The following is a 17,441-nucleotide window of genomic DNA, read 5'->3' as shown; positions in this document are numbered from 1 at the left end:
AGAGGGCCTCTCAGGCGCGCTTCACTTCGACTTCTTGAGCAATCCAAGCCGGATGAGGCTCTCAGCGGTCGCGACAAGCGCCTCTTCCCGCGATCGCGGCGTCCAGCCGAGCAGGCGCATGGCCTTGGCGCCCGTCGCGTTCCTCGGCTTGCTCAGTTCCGTCACGATCTGCGCCGCCTGCCCGTCGAACAGCCCGACGATCCGGACCAGCCAGTCCGGCAGCACTCTGGTCGTGATACGCGATCCTGCGTTGCCCAGCCGCGCCTTCAGCGTCCGCGCGATTTCCAGCATCGTCATGAAATCGCCGCTGATGGCCAGGAACCGCTCGCCCTTGGCGGCAGGATTGGTCATGGCGCGCAGATGCAGGTCGGCGACGTCGCGCGCATCGACCACGCCGAACACCATGCGCGGCAGGCCAGGCATCTCGCCATCCATCAGGCGCCTGATGAAATCGGTCGATGTCGAATGATCCGGCCCCAGGACCGGCCCGAAGATGCCGACCGGATTGACGACCGCCAGCTCCAGGGACCCGCCTTCGCGATCGATGAAATCCCACGCCGCCCGCTCGGCCAGCGTCTTCGACTTCACATAGGCGCTGACCTTTTGGGACAGATCGGTCCAGTTCTCTTCCGTGAACGGATGGCCGGGAATCGGTGCCTGCCCATAGCCGACAGCGGCAAAGGACGAGGTGAGCACGGCGCGTTCGACGCCGGCGTCGCGCGCCGCGCGCAGCACGCGCAATGCCCCTTCCCTGGCCGGGACGATCAGGTCGTCCTCATGCTTCGGCACGCCAGGCGGAAAAGGCGACGCGACGTGAAGGACATAACGGCATCCGGCGACCGCTTCGGGCCAGCCCGTGTCGCTCATCAGATCAGCATGGACGAAGGAAAGCGCATCGCCCGGCTCGGCGCCGCCGACCTTCAGCATGGCAAGAACATCGGCCTCGCGCCTGCCCGAGCGCACCGTGCTGCGCACGCGGTGGCCAGCGTTCAGAAGCGCAAGGATGCAATGAGCGCCAAGAAAGCCGGACCCGCCGGTCACAAGCACCAACTCGCCGCTCATGCCCGCCCCTTTCGAGAGCAATCCCTGGAAAACTGCGTCTTCCGTCCGGAATTTCGTGACGTCAGCCTATGCGGCGCAGTCTGTCAGATCGCGACCTGCGTGCCAATCTCCACCACGCGTCCGGTCGGGATCTGGAAATACTCCGTCGCATCCGCGGCGGTCTTGGCCAGGCCGATAAACAGCCGGTCCTGCCAGATCGGCATGCCGGAATTGGGGGAGGCCTTCAGCGAGCGCCGCGACAGGAAGAAGGACGTCGTCATGATGTCGAACTTCCACCCCTGCTTGCGACAGATGGCCAGCGCGCGCGGAATGTTGGGCTGCTCCATATAGCCGAAGGTCAGCGTCACGCGCATGAACAGCTCGTTGACCGTCTCCATCTTCACGCGCTCGCTGTCCGGCACCACCGGCTGCGGGGCCGTCACCACCGAGAGGATGACGTTTTTCTCGTGCAGCACCTTGTAGTGCTTGAGGCTGTGCATCAGCGCCGTCGGCGCGCTCAGCGGATCGCTGGTCAGGAACACTGCCGTGCCTGAGACGAGCTGAGGCTTCTTCTTCAGGAGGTTCGCCGCCAGGAAATCGAGCGGGATCTCGTTGCGGCGCGTCTTGTCGAACAGGTAGCGGCTGCCGCGCACCCAGGTCCACATGCCTAGGATGATGGCGAAGGCGACCGCGAGCGAGGCCCAGCCGCCCTCGAACACCTTGACGATGTTGGAAGCGAAGAAGCCGATGTCGATCAGCGCGAAAACCACCGTCAGGGCGACAGCCGGCCAGATGTTCCATTTCCAGATTCGCGTCATGACGATGAACAGCAGCGTCGTCGTCACCAGCATGTTGCCGGTGACCGAGATGCCGTAAGCCGAGGCGAGCTTGCTGGATTCACCAAAACCGACCACCAGCAGCATCACCACCAGCGCGATCAGCATATTGACGCGCGGCATGTAGACCTGGCCCGACTGTTTCTCCGATGTATGCAGGATTTCGAGCCGCGGCAGCATGTTGAGCTGCACGGCCTGCCGGGTCAGCGAATAGGCGCCGGAGATCACCGCCTGGCTGGCGATGACCGTCGCCGCCGCGGCCAGCACCACCATCGGGATCAGCGCCCAGCCTTCGTTCATCTCGAAAAACGGGTGCCCGACCGTGCCGCCCTTGGCAAGCACATAGGCGCCCTGCCCGGCATAGTTCAAAAGCAGGCAGGGAAACACGATCGCAAGCCAGGCCAGGACGATCGGCTTGCGGCCGAAATGGCCGAGGTCGGCGTAGAGCGCTTCGGCGCCGGTCACGGCCAGGAAGACCGCGCCGATGGTGACAAAAGACACGTCCGGCGAATTGATCAGGAAGGCGACAATGTAATGCGGGCTTATGGCCCACAAGATTTCCGGATCGTCGATGATGTGATTGAGGCCGGACAGGCCGATGGCGAGAAACCACACTGCTGTCACCGGACCGAACACCAGGCCCACGCCGCCGGTGCCGAAGCGTTGCACCGCAAACAGCATCGCAAGGATCATGAGGGTCAGCGGCACGACATAAGGCTGGAGGGCAGGTGTGACGACGTTCATTCCTTCCACCGCCGACAGCACCGAGATGGCGGGCGTAATGACCGCGTCGCCGAAGAACAGGGATGCGCCCACGATGCCGATGCCGAGCACGATCGCCGAACGCGCCGGGAAAGTTCCGCGCGCCAGCGCCATCAAGGACAGCACGCCGCCCTCGCCGCGATTGTCGGCGCGCAGCACGAACATGATGTACTTGATCGTCACCGTGATCGTCAGCGACCAGATGATCAGCGACAGCACGCCCAGAATGTCGGCGCGGTTGGCAACGTCGCCGCCCGAGGAAGCATGCAGCGCCTCGCGAAACGCGTAGATCGGGCTGGTGCCGATGTCGCCATAGACGACGCCGAGCGCACCCAGCATCAGCACCTTGGTGCTGTGCTGCTCGATTTCAGTGTGGCTCGACTGGTCGGCGGGTTCTGCGTCTGCACCACCACCATTGGCAAGGGCCATGGACGACACTCCGATAAAACGCGCGGTGCTCTACGCTTGCTGCAGTGCAATATCAAGTGCCCTGGCGTTAGGGCTCCCATGCGGCCCGTGCACGGGTTTCGGCATACGGAACGGCCAGACCTCTTCATCCGGCAGAAGATCCGGTTTCGTCAGATCGCAACCTGCGTGCCGATCTCGACCACGCGTCCGGTGGGAATCTGGAAGTACTCCGTGGCATCCGCAGCCGAGCGCGCCAGGCTGATGAATAGCCGGTCCTGCCAGACCGGCATGCCGGAATTGGGTGAAGCCTTCAGCGAGCGCCGCGACAGGAAGAAAGACGTCGTCATGATGTCGAACTTCCAGCCCTGCTTGCGGCAGATGGCCAGCGCGCGCGGAATGTTGGGCTGCTCCATATAGCCGAAGGTCAGCGTCACGCGCATGAAAAGCTCGTTGACGGCCTCCAGCTTGACGCGCTCGCTGTCGGGCACCACCGGCTGGGGCGCGGTCACTACCGACAGGATGACGTTTTTCTCATGCAGCACCTTGTAGTGCTTGAGGCTGTGCATCAGCGCCGTCGGCGCGCTCAGCGGATCGCTGGTCAGGAACACGGCGGTGCCCGACACCAGCTGCGGCTTCTTCTTCAGGAGGTTCGCCGCCAGGAAATCGAGCGGGATCTCGTTGCGGCGCGTCTTGTCGAACAGATAGCGGGTGCCGCGGATCCAGGTCCACATGACCAATCCCATGATCGAGGCGACCGTGATCGAGACCCAGCCGCCCTCGACGACCTTGACGACATTGGCCGAGAAGAAGCCGAGATCGATGACGCCGAAGAGCACCACCAGGGCCAGCGCGGTCGCAACCTGCCATTTCCACAGCCAGCGCATGACGACGAACAGAAGCACCGTCGTCATCAGCATCTCGCCGGTGACCGAAATGCCGTAGGCGGAGGCAAGCGCGCTTGAGCTGCCGAAGCCGACGACCAGAAGCATCACGCCGAGCGCGACCAAAAGGTTGACCCTTGGCATATAGATCTGGCCGCTCTGCATCTCGGATGTGTGCTGCACTTCGATGCGCGGCAGAAGGTTGAGCTGCACAGCCTGCCTGGTCAGTGAGAAGGCGCCGGAGATCACCGCCTGGCTGGCGATGACGGTGGCTGCCGTTGCCAGGCCAACCATCGGCATCAGCGCCCATTCGGGCAGCATCTGGAAGAACGGGTTGGTCGGCTTGCCGCCATGCGAGAGCACGAAGGCGCCTTGGCCGAAATAGTTGAGCAGCAGACAGGGAAACACAATCGCGAACCAGGCCATCACAATCGGCTTGCGGCCGAAATGGCCGAGGTCGACATAGAGCGCCTCGGCGCCCGTGACCGCCAGGAACACGGCGCCGACGGTGACGAAGGCGCCTGTCGGCGTGGTGGCGAGGTAGTAGATCGCGTAATACGGATTGATCGCCAGAAAGACGGATGGATCGTCGACGATGTGGTAGACGCCGGCTGCGCCGATCGCCACGAACCATGTCGCCGTCACCGGCCCGAACACCGCCGCCACCTTGCCGGTGCCGAAGCGCTGCACGGCGAATAGCACCGCCAAGATGATCAGAGTGATCGGCACCACGAAGGCATCGAGCGCCGGCGTGACGACCTCCAGGCCTTCGACCGCCGACAGCACCGATATCGCCGGGGTGATGATTGAATCGCCGAAGAACAGCGCGGCGCCGCAAAGGCCAATCACCAGGATGAGCTTGGAACCCGGCGGGTAGGCGCTGCGCGCCAGCGCCATCAGCGACAGCGTGCCGCCCTCGCCCTTGTTGTCGGCCCTGAGCACGAAGGCGACATATTTGATCGTGACGATGATCGTTAGCGCCCAGACGATCAGCGACAGCACGCCGAGCACGTCATTGCGGGCAACCGAGCTCGAAGACGCGTGCAGCGCTTCGCGAAACGCATAGATCGGGCTCGTGCCGATATCGCCATAGACGACGCCCAGCGCCCCAAGCATGAGCACCTTGGTGCTGTGCTGCCGCTCGTTTTCGGCATGGCCCGCACGTTCGAGGGATTCTGTTTCGCCGACGTTGGCTAGCACCATGAACCCCATTTCACCGGATTCGCCACGTTCCGAGGTCGCCGCGACGCGCGGAATGCACCGGAATTGCCGAAACTACGCAAGGCGCCCTACCATCCGCAGGCCTTCAGAAACCGCCCCACCGTCCCGGCCATGCCATACTCCAATGCATCGGCTGTCAACCCATGTCCGATCGATACTTCGGCCAATGCCGGGATGCGCCTAGCCAGCGCCGGCAGGTTCTCTACGGTCAGATCGTGGCCGGCATTGACGCCGAGCCCGGCCTTGAATGCGGCGTCGGCGGTTTTCCCCAGCCTTTCCAACTCTTTCGCCGCCTTTTCGGAATCGGAATGGAAACCTCCATACGGCCCGGTATAGAGCTCGATGCGGTCGGCGCCGGTATCGCGTGCCGCATTCACACCCGCAGGGTCCGCATCGGAAAACAGCGACACCCTGAATCCGCCCCTCTTCAAACGCTTGACGATCGGAGTGAGGAACGCCGCCTGGGCGACGAAGTTCCAGCCATGGTCCGAGGTCGCTTGCGCAGGGTCGTCCGGCACCAGCGTCACCTGTTCGGGCTGGTTCTTCTCGACAAGGGCCAGGAAATCCTCGGTCGGATAGCCCTCGATGTTGAACTCCGCGCAGGGAAACTCATCGTCGATCAGCGCCCTGATCTCCGGCAGGTCGGAATGCCTTGTGTGCCGCTCGTCGGGCCTCGGATGCACCGTCAGCCCGTGCGCGCCGGCGGCAAGGGCGATGCGGCCAAGTCCGGTGACGCTCGGCCACGGCAGGTCGCGGCGGTTGCGCAGCATGGCGACGGCGTTGAGATTGACCGAGAGCTTGGCGGGCATGAGCTGGGGTCCAGTGGGCCGGCGGGCATCTATACCGCCTTTGGTGGGAACAGATAGGGGGTTTCGCGTGTTCCAGGGGATAGTTGGAGGCTAAGATGAGGATTTGCCAGTGAATTTCCTGGAAGCCGTGCCGGCGATCCGCCGCATCGAGACGAACCGCGACGCGCTTTTCGCCATCGATGTCGTCGGCGATGTCTCGCCGGCCGATGCGGAAAACCTGTTCGGCCTGCTCGAGGCCGCCTATGCGCTGCATCCGAGGATCGACGTGCTGGTGCGGCTGACGGACGCGGAAAGCGTCGACTGGGCCAATATTTCGCCCGACACGCTCAAGCAAGGCGTGGCCGACGCCATGGAGCATGTCGTGCGCTGCGCCGTCATCGGCGGAGCGAGTTGGGCCTCCCTCGTCGCCGGCGTCTTCCCGAAAACGCTGCCTTTCGAAGTCAGACGCTTCGATGTCGACGATGAGGAAGCCGCCTGGCAGTGGCTTGGCGCAAGGCCGACCTGATGGCCAAAAACGTCAGCGAACGATGGTCAACCGCTCGGCGGCACGGGTGATTGCCGTATAGAGCCAGCGCTGCCTTGTTTCCTTGAAGGCCCAGCTTTCGTCGAACAGCACAACGTCGTTCCACTGCGAGCCCTGCGCCTTGTGCACGGTCAGCGCATAGCCATAGTCGAAATCGTCGAAGCGCTTCTTCTGCTGCCAAGGGATCTCGGCATCCGGATCCTCGAAGGCCGCCTTGAGCAGCTTGATCTTGGCGACGCCGCGGTCGGGATCGTCCTCCTCCGGCGAGACCAGAAGGTTGATGCCGGGCTTCACCGTCTCGCGCGACGAGGTCATCACCTTCCACAGCGAGCCGTTGAGCAGCCCCTTGGCCGGATCGTTGCGCAGGCAGACCAGCTTGTCGCCGGCCTGCGGAAAGTCGGCGTTGAACCCTTTCAGCTCGCGCAGCCTTTGATTGTAGCGCCGGCGTGTGCGGTTGGTGCCGACCAGCACCTGGTCGGCCTTGAGCACCAGGTCCTGGTTGACTGCTTCCCTGCCGATCACCTGCGCCGTGCCGTAGTCGCCATGCATGAATTCCCGGCCTTCGCGCACGTCGAGCGCGAGCCGGATGATCGGGTTGTCGCGCGCCTGGCGGTGGATCTCGGTCAACAGCACATCCGGCTCGTGTTCGGTGAAGAAGCCGCCGCCCGAGATCGGCGGCAGCTGCGCCGGATCGCCCAGCACCAGGATCGGTGTGCCGAAGCTCTGCAGGTCGCGGCCGAGCTGCTCGTCGACCATCGAGCATTCGTCGATGACGACCAGCTTGGCGCGCGCGATCGGGCTCTGACGGTTGAGTGAAAAGGTCGGCGACATCGAGGTCTTGCCGGTCACCTCGTCCTCGACCGATTCCTCACCCTTCGGTCTGTAGATCAGCGAATGAATGGTGCGGGCGTTGGTCGCGCCCTTGGAGCGCAGCACCTGCGCCGCCTTGCCGGTGAAGGCGGCGAACTGCACCTGGCCGTCGACATGCTCGGCAAAATAGCGCGCCAGGGTCGTCTTGCCGGTGCCGGCATAGCCGAACAGCCGAAAGACCTGCGGCCGGCCCTCCTTGAGCCAGCGCCCGACCGCCTTCAGAGCCTCATCCTGTTGGGGAGAAAATTCCATCTGTCCGACAGACCGGATTCGCAAGCTAAAGACAAGATTGGCCGCCATACCGACCGTTGTCGGCAGCAATAGCCAGCGCATCCGACAACTCAGGCTACCAGCCGCAAACAAGAACGTAAAGAGAACAAAATGATCTATCGCGTTGCGCGCGGATCGTTCTCCAGCAGAATCGGTTTGCCGTGCGGCGTGGCGTGCGCGGCGCGTTCCCAGGCGGCGGCGAGCGCATCGACATCATTCTTGCCGGCGACGCCCTTGGCCGCCAGCAGCTTCTCCAGCGCCGCCAGCCAATGCTCGTAATAATCGTGGCCGTCCGTTGCCGCGCCAGGCTGCTTCACTTCGGCCGACAAAGCCTCTGCCCACTCGCTCCATGAAAACAGGCCTTTATCGTGCAGCGCAACCGTCAGGGCGAAGGCTTCGGCCTGCCAGGGCTCGGCGAAGACGGGCTCGTCGAATCCTACCGGCAAGGCGCCCTCATGCCGGCTCAAGATAGCTCTCCCAGGCATCGATCGAGACGCTGAGCGTCGGGTCGGCGCCCTCGCCCCAGATTTCGGCTCCGTCGAACACCACGGTATAGACCCATTGCGGGTTCTCGCCCCGGCCGTGCGCATTGCTGTCCGGAAAGACGAAGCCGTCGCGAACGGCATCGATCGTCCCAGTCTTGCCGCGCGCGTAGCGCGGCAGGCGCGTATGGCCGGTCGGGTTGAAATTCTTCGTCCGCACCCGGTCGCCCGCTTGGAACCGAGCCGGCGTGGCGACCGGCCGGTCGCACGGCCCGCCCTTGGCGAGCACGGCCGGCACATCAGCAGCCTTCAGCACTCTCTTCGGCGTCGCGGCCGCATCGACTGCCTTGCCGGCGGCAAGGTCGCGCTCGGTGACGAAGCCATGGCGCTTCAGCAGCGTTTCCAGCGCCTTGATCCAGATCTGGTAGTAGCTCGACGAATAGTAGTCGGCGGGATGCAGCGATTCCCGCGCATGTCGGCTTTCGTCGATGTTCCAGGCGCCCATGGAGCCTGCGGTGAGCGTCACGCCCAGCGCCCGCCTCTCCCATGCGGCGTGGAAATAGGGCTCGTCCTTCTCGGGCGCGACCGGCCCGAAGCCCATCTGCCCGCCGAGATCCTGCGGCCCGTTCATGCCGGCTCTCCTTCCGGCTCTCTGGCCAGCGCCGTGCCGATCATCGCGTCGCGGCTGACCAGCTCGGCGAGCTGTTCCTCGCTCCAGCCCTCGGTGCCTTTCGGCCGCATCGGCACCACCAGATAGCGAAGCTCGGCGGTGGAATCCCACACGCGGATCTTCTTCTCCGCTGGCAGCGTCAGCCCGAATTCCTCGAGCACGCCGCGCGGATCGATCACCGCCCGCGAGCGGTAAGGCGGTGCCTTGTACCAGACCGGCGGCAGGCCGAGCACCGACCATGGATAGCAGGAGCAGAGCGTGCAGACGACGAGGTTGTGCGTGTCCTCGGTGTTGAACACCGCCTGCATGTGCTCGCCCTGGCGGCCGGTATAGGAGAGCGATTCGATCGCGGCGGTGGCGTCGCGCTTCAGCCAGTCGGCATAGGCCGGATCGTTCCAGGCTTTCGCCACCACCCGCGCGCCATTGCGTGGGCCGATCTTGGTCTCGTAGGTATCGACGATGACGTCGATGGCGGCCGGATCGATCAGGCCTTTCTGGGTCAGGATCGTCTCCAACGCGCGCACGCGCGCCGCGAACGGATCGAGCTCGTTGTCGTGGTCATGATCGTGGGTCATGCCCCGAGACTAGGATCGGCTGCCGTTGGCCGCCTTGGGCCAGTTTGTTTTCTAAGGCATGATCTTGTCCGAAAAGCTGCAACTTTTCGGGATCATGCTCCTACTCGGCCGCCACCTTCTTCGGCTCTGCCTCGCCGTCGAACAGCGCGCCCTGCTCGCCGCCTTCCACCACATGCAGCGCCGGCTGGCTCTTCTTCGACGAGAAGCTGAGCAGCCAGCCAGAGAAATTCTCGAAATAGACGTAGATCACCGGCGTGACGAACAGCGTCAGCGCCTGCGAGGCGAGCAGGCCGCCGACCACGGCGACGCCGAGTGGCTGGCGCAATTCGGCGCTGGCGCCGGTGCCGAGCGCGATCGGGAACGTGCCCATCAGCGCGGCCAGCGTCGTCATCATGATCGGCCGGAAACGCATCAGGCAGGCCTTGTGGATGGACTCCTTCGCCGACATGCCCTGTCGCCTGAGCTCCAGCGCGACGTCGACCATCATGATGCCGTTCTTCTTGACGATGCCGATCAGCATCAGGATGCCGATCACCGCGATCACCGAAAGATCCATGCCGGCGAAACGCAGCGCCACCACCGCGCCAAGCACCGCCGACGGCAGGCCGGTGAGGATGGTGAGCGGGTGGATGAAGCTCTCATAGAGCATGCCGAGCACGATATAGATCGTCAGGATGGCGCCGCCGATCAGCAAGCCCTGGTTGGCCAGCGAATCCTGGAAGGTCTTGGCGGTACCGGCAAAGCTCGTCGAGATCGCCGTCGGCATGCCGATCTGTTCCTTGAGCTGGTCGATGCGGGTCACCGAGTCGCCCAACGACACGCCCTGCGGCAGATTGTAGGAAATCGTCACCGCCGGCAGCTGCCCAAGCTGGTTGACCGTCAGGGCGCCGGCCGTGCGGTCGACGCGGGCAAAGGCGCCCAGCGGCACCAGACTGCCGCTCGCCGTCCTTACCTGGATGGCCAGCATATGTTCGGGCGACCACTCGATCTTGGGATCGAGCTCGGTGATGACTTGATAGCTGTCGGCCGAACCGAAGATCGTCGAGACCTGGTCGGTGCCGAAGCCTCCATAGAGGGCCGAACGCAGCGTGCTGGTGTCGATGCCGAGCTGGGCGGCCTTGTCGCGGTCGATCACCAGCGATGCCTGCAAGGCGTTATTCTGCAGGTCGCTGGTGACGTCGGTGAACATCGTGTGGTCCGCGGCCATGGCATCATTAAGCTTTTGTGCCCAGACGTCTGTCTGCTTGGTATCGAGCCCCTGAACCACGAGTTGGTAGGCGCTGGCGGACGACCGCGAGCCTAGCCGCAGGTTCTGCACCGGCTGCATATAGGTCTCGATGCCCGCCACGCCGGCCAGCTGGCGTCTCAGATCCGCAAGCACCTTCTCGATGTTGGGGCGCTGGTCCTTGCCCTTGAGCTGGACGAAGAGCTGGCCCTGGTTGAGCGCGTTGTTGCCGCTGCCGGCCGACCAGGCCACATGGTCGACATAGGGCGACTTCGAGAAAACGCTGGCCACCTGGCCCTGCAGCTTCGCCATGGCGTCGAACGAGATGTCCTGGCGCGCGATCGTCGTCACCGAGATCTGGCCGATGTCCTCCTGCGGAAAGAAGCCCTTCGGCGAGACCTGGATCACCCACACCGACGCCGCGGCCGTGGTGATAAAGACCAGGAAGATCAGGAAGGTGTGGCGCAGGCAGAAGCTCAAGAGCCAGTCATAGGCGCGGGTGACGATGTCATGCCTGCCGGCGCCATGCGCCTCGCGATCGGCCTTCGTCACCGACAACAGCCGCGAGCAAAGCATCGGCGTCAGCGTCAGCGAAACGAACATCGAGGCCAGGATGGCGACGGTCACCACGACGGCGAATTCGTTAAAGATGCGGCCGATGACGCCGCCCATCAAAAGCACGGGGATGAACACCGCCACCAGCGAGATCGAGATCGAGATGATGGTGAAGCCGATCTCGCGCGCGCCCTTCAGCGAAGCGTCGAAGGCCGACAGGCCGTCCTCCTCCATGTGGCGGAAGATGTTTTCCAGCATGACGATGGCGTCGTCGACGACGAGGCCGACGGCCAAAGTCAGGCCCATCAGCGAGATGTTGTCGATGGAGAAGCCGAACAGGAACATGGCGCCGAGGGTGGCGATCAGCGAGATCGGCACGGCCACGGCCGGAATGATCGTCGCCGTCACCCTGCGCAGGAAGACGAAGATCACCATCACCACGAGCGCGATGGTCAGGAGCAGCGTGAACTGAACGTCGTCGACGGCCTGACGGATCGAGGTCGAGCGGTCGTTGAGCAGCTTGATCTGGGCGGCGGCCGGCATCTGGTCCTGGAAGGACGGCAGCATCGCCTTGACCTTGTCGACGACGTCGACCGTGTTGGCGTCGGGCTGGCGCTGCACGGCCATGATGATCGCGCGGGTGCCGTCGTACCAGCTTGCCGTCGTGGTGGTCTGCACGGAATCGACGACGCGCGTCACCTCGCCCAGCCGCACCGGGTGGCCGTTCTTGGTGGCGATGATGAGGTTGGAGAAACCGGCGGCGTCGGTAAGCTGCGTGTTGGCGGTGATCGTCAGCTGCTGCTTGTTGTTCTGCAGCACGCCGAGCGGGGTGTTGCTGTTGGCTGAGGCGACGGCCGCCTGCAGTTGGTCGATGGAGATGCCGCGCGCGGCAAGCGCTGTCGGATCGATCTGGATGCGCACCGCGTATTTCTGCTGGCCGAAGATCGAGACCTGCGCCACGCCGTCTATGGTCGACAGCGAGGGCGAGATGACGTTCTCGGCGAAGGCGTCGAGATCGGTCAGCGGAACCGTGTCGCTGACCAGCGACATCAGAAGGATCGGCGCGTCGGCCGGATTGACCTTGCGATAGCTTGGCGGCGAGGTCATTTCCGGCGGCAGCGATTTTTGCGTGCGCGCGATCGCCGCCTGCACGTCGGCGGCCGCCGCGTCGATATCGCGGTTCAGCACGAACTGGATGGCGATCGAGGTCTGGCCGAGCGAATTGGTGGTCGAGATCGAATCGATGCCGGCGATCGTCGCAAATTGCTTGATCAGCGGCGTCGCCACCGATGTCGCCATCGTCTCCGGCGAAGCGCCGGGCAGGCTGGCCGAAACATTGACCACCGGAAATTCGGCGCTGGGCAGCGCCGCCACCGGCAGGAACTTGTAGGCAAAAATACCGCCCAGGATGAGGGCGAACGACATCAGAAGGGTGGCGACGGGCCTGCGAATGCAGAATTCGGAGATCATTGGCTCGCCCCGCCGGCCTTGTCTGCCTCCGCGACCTTGGGCGATGCCTGGTCACCGGATCCGGCAGCCTTGCCTTCATGCACCGCCGCGCCGTTCTTCAACCGTGTCTGGCCTTCGACGACGACCTTCTCGCCGCTCTTGAGACCATCGCTGATGGCGCTGTTTTGCCCCTCCGTCAGCGCCACCTGCACCGGACGCATCTCCACGGTGTTGTCCGGCTTGACGACATAGACGAAGGGACCCTTCTGGCTGGGCTGCACCGCGACCGTCGGAACCGAGGTCATGTGCGGCATCGTGCCGGCCTCGAGCACCACATTCACATATTGCCCCGGCCACAGCGAAAGATCCGGGTTCGGTATGCTGGCCCGCGTGGCGATGGTGCCGGAAGCGGTATCGACGCTGGAATCGACGAAGTCGAGCGTGCCCTTGCCGATCGGCGTGGGGTCGCCGTCCTTGGTCAGCGTCACGTCGCCTTGCTGCGGATCGGCGAGCGCCTTGTGCAGCAGGGCAAGGTTGCTTTCCGGCAGCGTGAAATTCACCTGCAGCGGGTCCATCTGCGTGATGGTGACCAGCGGGGTCGAGCTGCCGGAGTTGCCATTGCTGGTGGTGACGAGATCGCCGACCGAGACGTTGACGGCGCCCAGCCTGCCTGAGATCGGCGCCGAGATGGTAGCGTAGCTCAATTGCACGGTATCGGCGTCGATGGTGGCCTTGTCGGCATCGATGGTCGCGGCGGCGGCTTTCTGTGCCGCCAGCGCCTGATCGTAGGTCTGCTGGGTGCCGGCCTGCTTGGCGACAAGGTCCTTGGCGCGCTGCAGATCGGCCTGGGCGCTGACCAGCATCGCCTGGTCTTTGGTGAGCTGCGCCTGATCCTTGGCGAGCTGCGCCTTCAGCGCGCGATCATCGAGCGAAATGAGCAGATCGCCGGCCTTGACCATCTGCCCGTCCTTCACCGCGATCGACACGATCTGGCTGGAAACCCGGGCATTGATGTTGACCACCTCCGGGGACGAGACGAAGCCGATGGCATAGCGGCGTATCGGAAAGTCGGCGGTCGTCACGGTGGCGGAGACGATCGAGGCCGAACGCGGCCCGCCGCCTTTCGCATTGTCCGGGGCGCTCGCCGTCTTGTCACCGCTCGCCGTCTTGTCAGTGGCGGCCGCGCCGGCCTGCTTGCCCGAAATCAGCTGCTGGACCTTGGTCAACGTCGTGGGCGAATAGTAGAGCCCGGCGCCTGCCAGGCAGGCGACCGCCACAACTGCAAAGGCGATTTTTCCGCGCATCGACAAACAAGCCCTCTACCCGACACGCCGATCCCGGTGGTCTATCCTAGCTCGATCCACGGTCTTTCGCCGCGAATTTCGCCGAATAGATAGGACACGGCTTTGGCGGAAAAGGGCCAAAACGCGGCATTACGATAATTTAATGTGCACTGCACAATTGTCGGGCAGCCGGCTAATACGGCTGTTAACAGCTCCTTGGCTGATCCGAAAGCTGCCCAGATGTGTTGAGATTCAGGTCAGGCCGAGGCGATTGGTCCACCCGCGAGCAGACGAGACGCTGCCATTGGCGAGCTAGTGGCCGCTTTCCATGTAAGATTTGGCGTATTGGCAGGCTACGAAGCTGGCATCGATTTCGCAGGCCTTCTTGAACGCCGTAGTGGCCGCGTCTTTGTCTTTCGCTACACCCTCGCCGTTTTGAAGCGCCGCGCCATACATGGTGCATCCCCACGCATCGCCCTCGCTGCAGCTCAACTTGAAGGTCTCATATGTGCAGTGGTTTGCCGCTTTCTCGTTTCCGAGCAAACTGTCCGGCAATCTGCCGAGGCGCATGCCGGCGCCACGATTTGTGCAGCCGGCCGCGCTGCCGGTGGCGCAGGCTTGGGCGAACATCGCCTCGGCTTTCAGTTGCTGGTCCTCGCCGCCATTCTCCTGGATGACCCTGGCGGTCTCGAAACATGCTTCGGGGTTGCGCCCTTCGAAGCAAAGCCTGGCGCAGGCCAGCGCGTCCCGCTCACAACGGTCGTAGTTCATTTCCGGCAGCACGACGTTGCTGCGCGGCACCGACTTGCGCCAGATGTCCGCCGGGCATCGCTGGAAATACGCATTGGGCGTGCCCCTACGTCCGACCTCCCTCAGCAATTTCGACATCACTCGGGGGTCGAACGTCGGCTCGTCGCCGAGCGCTGCCGTCGCTGTGGCGACGACGGCCACGATGGCCGCCAGAATTGCCGCCCCCTGCGTCATCGTTACATGCCCTGCGGACCGCGGTTCATCGCGGCGACGCCGGTGCGGCAGATCTCGACCAGGCCGAGCGGCTTCATGATGGCGATGAACTGGTCGAGCTTGGAGCCCTTGCCGGTGATCTCGAAGATGAAATGCTCGGTGTTGGCGTCGATGACCGAGGCGCGGAACGCATCCGCAAGCCGAAGCGCCTCGACGCGGGCATCGCCCGTGCCGGCGACCTTGACCAGAGCGAGCTCGCGCTCCAGCGGCCGCTCCTGTCCAAGCTCATGCGAGCGCACGGTCAGGTCGACCACCCGGTGCACCGGCACGATGCGCTCGAGCTGATGCTTGATCTGCTCCATCACATGCGGCGTGCCGCGCGTCACGATGGTGATGCGCGACAGATGCTTCTCGTGCTCGGTCTCGGAAACCGTCAGGCTTTCGATGTTGTAGCCGCGCCCGGAGAACAGGCCGATGACGCGGGCGAGCACGCCCGGTTCGTTGTCGACCAGCACGGAAAGCGTATGGGTTTCCGGCTTCTCGGTTTCCTTGGCGATGAAATAAGCCGAACCGGTCGGCTGAAGCTGTGCGTTCATGACGTGAATCTCGATTTCAGACTTTTGAGCTAATTCTCTGTTTGCGCACGGCTTTCTCGCGACAGCCTCGCCTTTATGGCTGCTTACACCAGTTCCCTACCCTTGGCGTCAATCGCGTTGGCCACCGCCTCGTCGGTCGCCTCGTCCGGCAGGAGCATCTCGTTATGCGCCTTGCCGGACGGGATCATCGGGAAGCAGTTGGCCAAGGTCGCCACGCGGCAGTCGAACAGAACCGGCTTCTTCACCGAGATCATCTCGCGGATCGCGTCATCGAGCTCGTCCGGCTTGTCGCAGCGAATGCCGTGACCGCCATAGGCCTCCGCCAGCTTGACGAAATCCGGCATCGCCTCGGTGTAGGAATGTGACAGCCGGTTGCCGTGCAGCAGCTGCTGCCATTGGCGCACCATGCCCATATACTGGTTGTTCAGGATGAAGATCTTGATCGGCGCCTCGTACTGCACCGCCGAGCTCATCTCCTGCATGGTCATCTGCACCGAGGCGTCGCCTGCGATGTCAATGACCAGCGCATCGGGATGCGCGATCTGCACGCCGAGCGCCGCCGGCAGGCCATAGCCCATCGTGCCCAGGCCGCCCGACGTCATCCAGCGGTTCGGCTTGTCGAAATGATAATGCTGCGCCGCCCACATCTGGTGCTGGCCGACCTCGGTGGTGATGTAGGTGTCCATGTCCTTGGTCAGCGCATAGAGCCGCTGGATCGCATATTGCGGCATGATAACGTCGCTGTTCATCTTGTAGGCGAGCGAGTCGCGCGCGCGCCATTTCGCGATCTGCTCCCACCACGGATAGAGCGCCTTCTTGTCGGTCTTGGCGGTCGCCCGCCACAGACGCACCAGATCCTCCAGCACGCGGCCGACATCGCCCAAGATCCCGATATCGGCATGCACGTTCTTGTTGATCGAGGACGGGTCGATGTCGATGTGGATCTTCTTCGAATTCGGCGAGAACGCGTTGAGACGGCCGGTGATGCGGTCGTCGAAGCGCGCGCCGATGCAGATCATCACGTCGCAATCATGCATCGCCATATTGGCTTCGTAGGTGCCGTGCATGCCGAGCATGCCGACCCAGTTCTTGCCGGATGCCGGATAGGCGCCGAGCCCCATCAGCGTCGAGGTGATCGGGAAGCCGGTGAGGTCGACCAGCTCGCGCAGCAGATGGCTGGCCTCCGGGCCGGAATTGATGACGCCGCCGCCCGAATAGATAATCGGCTTCTTCGCGCCCGCCATCAGCTCGACCGCGGCCTTGACCTTTTCCAGGTCGCCCTGAACTTTCGGCTGATAGCTGGTGCGCGGCGCCGTCTGCGGCGGCACGTAAATGCCCTTGGCGAACTGCACGTCCTTCGGGATATCGACCACGACCGGGCCGGGGCGGCCGGTCGTCGCCACATGGAACGCCTCATGGATGGTGGCGGCGAGCTCGTTGACGTCCTTCACCAGCCAGTTGTGCTTGGTGCAGGGCCGCGTGATGCCGACCGTGTCGCATTCCTGAAAGGCGTCGGAGCCGATCAGCGATGTCGGCACCTGGCCGGTGAGGCAGACCAGCGGGATGGAATCCATCAGCGCGTCCTGCAGCGGCGTCACCGCATTGGTGGCGCCGGGGCCGGACGTCACCAGGAGCACGCCGGCCTTGCCGGTCGAGCGCGCATAGCCTTCGGCCGCGTGGCCGGCGCCCTGCTCGTGCCGGACCAGGATGTGCTCGACATCGTCCTGTTGAAAAATTTCATCGTAAATTGGGAGGACCGCGCCGCCCGGATAGCCGAAGACATGCTTGACGCCGTTGTCCTTCAGCGCCTGCACCACCATTTCGGCGCCCGTCATTTCGCGCCGCTCGTTCTGTCCATTGCTCATCGGTCTGGTCCCGTACTGTCGCCGTTTGGGCGTTGCTGGTCGTTTAGTTGGATTTCAGGCAATAAAAAAGGCCCCCGAGGGAGCCTGTGTGGTGCGCATGGGAGGTTTTCGCCCGGCGGTTACACCGCCTTGCCCACGCGCCAGCCTACGAGAATGA

General features: G+C 63.8%; 14 protein-coding genes. 1 reads left to right on the top strand and 13 read right to left on the bottom strand.

Annotated elements, in window-relative coordinates; genetic code table 11:
• Window positions 1-21 precede the first annotated feature (21 nt).
• From EN862_RS06335 to EN862_RS06320, 4 genes are all read right to left on the bottom strand, one after another.
• Window positions 22-1,062 (bottom strand): aldehyde reductase, encoded by a 1,041-nt coding sequence (locus EN862_RS06335; RefSeq protein ID WP_127863306.1) that lies wholly within the window; start codon window positions 1,060-1,062, stop codon window positions 22-24.
• 83 nt (window positions 1,063-1,145) lie between these two features.
• Entirely contained in the window at window positions 1,146-3,068 is a 1,923-nt protein-coding gene (locus EN862_RS06330; RefSeq protein WP_127863305.1) for a potassium transporter Kup, read from the bottom strand.
• A 149-nt stretch (window positions 3,069-3,217) separates the two neighbouring features.
• Window positions 3,218-5,131: a potassium transporter Kup gene (locus tag EN862_RS06325; protein ID WP_127863304.1), complete on the bottom strand. Its 1,914-nt coding sequence runs from the start codon at window positions 5,129-5,131 to the stop codon at window positions 3,218-3,220.
• Window positions 5,132-5,217: 86 nt separating this feature from the next.
• Window positions 5,218-5,958, bottom strand: coding sequence for a pyridoxine 5'-phosphate synthase (locus EN862_RS06320; protein WP_127863303.1), 741 nt, complete (start codon window positions 5,956-5,958; stop codon window positions 5,218-5,220).
• Between the two features lie 109 nt (window positions 5,959-6,067).
• On the opposite strand from EN862_RS06320, the gene EN862_RS06315 reads away from it, so the two are divergent.
• Window positions 6,068-6,463, top strand: a complete 396-nt coding sequence (locus tag EN862_RS06315; protein ID WP_127863302.1) for an STAS/SEC14 domain-containing protein — start codon at window positions 6,068-6,070, stop codon at window positions 6,461-6,463.
• Window positions 6,464-6,475: 12 nt separating this feature from the next.
• Here the strand turns inward: EN862_RS06315 and EN862_RS06310 are convergent, their stop codons facing one another.
• From EN862_RS06310 to EN862_RS06270, 9 genes are all read right to left on the bottom strand, one after another.
• Window positions 6,476-7,603 carry an ATP-dependent RecD-like DNA helicase gene (locus EN862_RS06310; protein WP_127863301.1) on the bottom strand — a complete coding sequence of 376 codons (1,128 nt, stop codon included), beginning with the start codon at window positions 7,601-7,603 and terminating at the stop codon, window positions 6,476-6,478.
• Between the two features lie 134 nt (window positions 7,604-7,737).
• Window positions 7,738-8,088: a nitrile hydratase accessory protein gene (locus EN862_RS06305; RefSeq protein WP_127863300.1), complete on the bottom strand. Its 351-nt coding sequence runs from the start codon at window positions 8,086-8,088 to the stop codon at window positions 7,738-7,740.
• Entirely contained in the window at window positions 8,075-8,734 is a 660-nt protein-coding gene (nthB, locus tag EN862_RS06300; protein ID WP_127863299.1) for a nitrile hydratase subunit beta, read from the bottom strand. Before nthB ends, EN862_RS06305 begins: the two co-directional genes overlap by 14 nt.
• Window positions 8,731-9,348, bottom strand: a complete 618-nt coding sequence (gene nthA / locus EN862_RS06295; RefSeq protein ID WP_127863298.1) for a nitrile hydratase subunit alpha — start codon at window positions 9,346-9,348, stop codon at window positions 8,731-8,733. Before nthA ends, nthB begins: the two co-directional genes overlap by 4 nt.
• 100 nt (window positions 9,349-9,448) lie before the next feature.
• Complete coding sequence (locus tag EN862_RS06290) at window positions 9,449-12,598, bottom strand: efflux RND transporter permease subunit (protein WP_127863297.1); 3,150 nt, start codon at window positions 12,596-12,598, stop codon at window positions 9,449-9,451.
• Window positions 12,595-13,881, bottom strand: a complete 1,287-nt coding sequence (locus tag EN862_RS06285; RefSeq protein ID WP_127863296.1) for an efflux RND transporter periplasmic adaptor subunit — start codon at window positions 13,879-13,881, stop codon at window positions 12,595-12,597. Before EN862_RS06285 ends, EN862_RS06290 begins: the two co-directional genes overlap by 4 nt.
• A 291-nt stretch (window positions 13,882-14,172) precedes the next feature.
• Window positions 14,173-14,844, bottom strand: a complete 672-nt coding sequence (locus EN862_RS06280) for a sel1 repeat family protein (protein WP_127863295.1) — start codon at window positions 14,842-14,844, stop codon at window positions 14,173-14,175.
• 2 nt (window positions 14,845-14,846) lie between these two features.
• Window positions 14,847-15,419, bottom strand: a complete 573-nt coding sequence (ilvN, locus tag EN862_RS06275; RefSeq protein ID WP_042644054.1) for an acetolactate synthase small subunit — start codon at window positions 15,417-15,419, stop codon at window positions 14,847-14,849.
• A gap of 83 nt (window positions 15,420-15,502) precedes the next feature.
• On the bottom strand, window positions 15,503-17,284 hold the full coding sequence (locus EN862_RS06270) for an acetolactate synthase 3 large subunit (protein ID WP_127863294.1): 1,782 nt from the start codon (window positions 17,282-17,284) through the stop codon (window positions 15,503-15,505).
• Window positions 17,285-17,441 lie beyond the last annotated feature (157 nt).

The organism is Mesorhizobium sp. M2E.F.Ca.ET.219.01.1.1 (assembly GCF_004016445.2).
Taxonomy (GTDB): Bacteria; Pseudomonadota; Alphaproteobacteria; order Rhizobiales; family Rhizobiaceae; genus Mesorhizobium.
Note: the sequence above shows the minus strand (reverse complement) of the source record. Positions and strands in the feature narration are given on the sequence as shown.

What these genes read in the sequence shown, in the direction of transcription:
- EN862_RS06335 (WP_127863306.1), bottom strand. Translation starts at nt 1,062, where the DNA reads ATGAGCGGCGAGTTGGTGCTTGTGACCGGCGGGTCCGGCTTTCTTGGC.
- EN862_RS06330 (WP_127863305.1), bottom strand. Translation starts at nt 3,068, where the DNA reads ATGGCCCTTGCCAATGGTGGTGGTGCAGACGCAGAACCCGCCGACCAG.
- EN862_RS06325 (WP_127863304.1), bottom strand. Translation starts at nt 5,131, where the DNA reads ATGGTGCTAGCCAACGTCGGCGAAACAGAATCCCTCGAACGTGCGGGC.
- EN862_RS06320 (WP_127863303.1), bottom strand. Translation starts at nt 5,958, where the DNA reads ATGCCCGCCAAGCTCTCGGTCAATCTCAACGCCGTCGCCATGCTGCGC.
- EN862_RS06310 (WP_127863301.1), bottom strand. Translation starts at nt 7,603, where the DNA reads ATGGAATTTTCTCCCCAACAGGATGAGGCTCTGAAGGCGGTCGGGCGC.
- nthB (WP_127863299.1), bottom strand. Translation starts at nt 8,734, where the DNA reads ATGAACGGGCCGCAGGATCTCGGCGGGCAGATGGGCTTCGGGCCGGTC.
- nthA (WP_127863298.1), bottom strand. Translation starts at nt 9,348, where the DNA reads ATGACCCACGATCATGACCACGACAACGAGCTCGATCCGTTCGCGGCG.
- EN862_RS06290 (WP_127863297.1), bottom strand. Translation starts at nt 12,598, where the DNA reads ATGATCTCCGAATTCTGCATTCGCAGGCCCGTCGCCACCCTTCTGATG.
- EN862_RS06285 (WP_127863296.1), bottom strand. Translation starts at nt 13,881, where the DNA reads ATGCGCGGAAAAATCGCCTTTGCAGTTGTGGCGGTCGCCTGCCTGGCA.
- EN862_RS06280 (WP_127863295.1), bottom strand. Translation starts at nt 14,844, where the DNA reads ATGACGCAGGGGGCGGCAATTCTGGCGGCCATCGTGGCCGTCGTCGCC.
- ilvN (WP_042644054.1), bottom strand. Translation starts at nt 15,419, where the DNA reads ATGAACGCACAGCTTCAGCCGACCGGTTCGGCTTATTTCATCGCCAAG.
- EN862_RS06270 (WP_127863294.1), bottom strand. Translation starts at nt 17,284, where the DNA reads ATGAGCAATGGACAGAACGAGCGGCGCGAAATGACGGGCGCCGAAATG.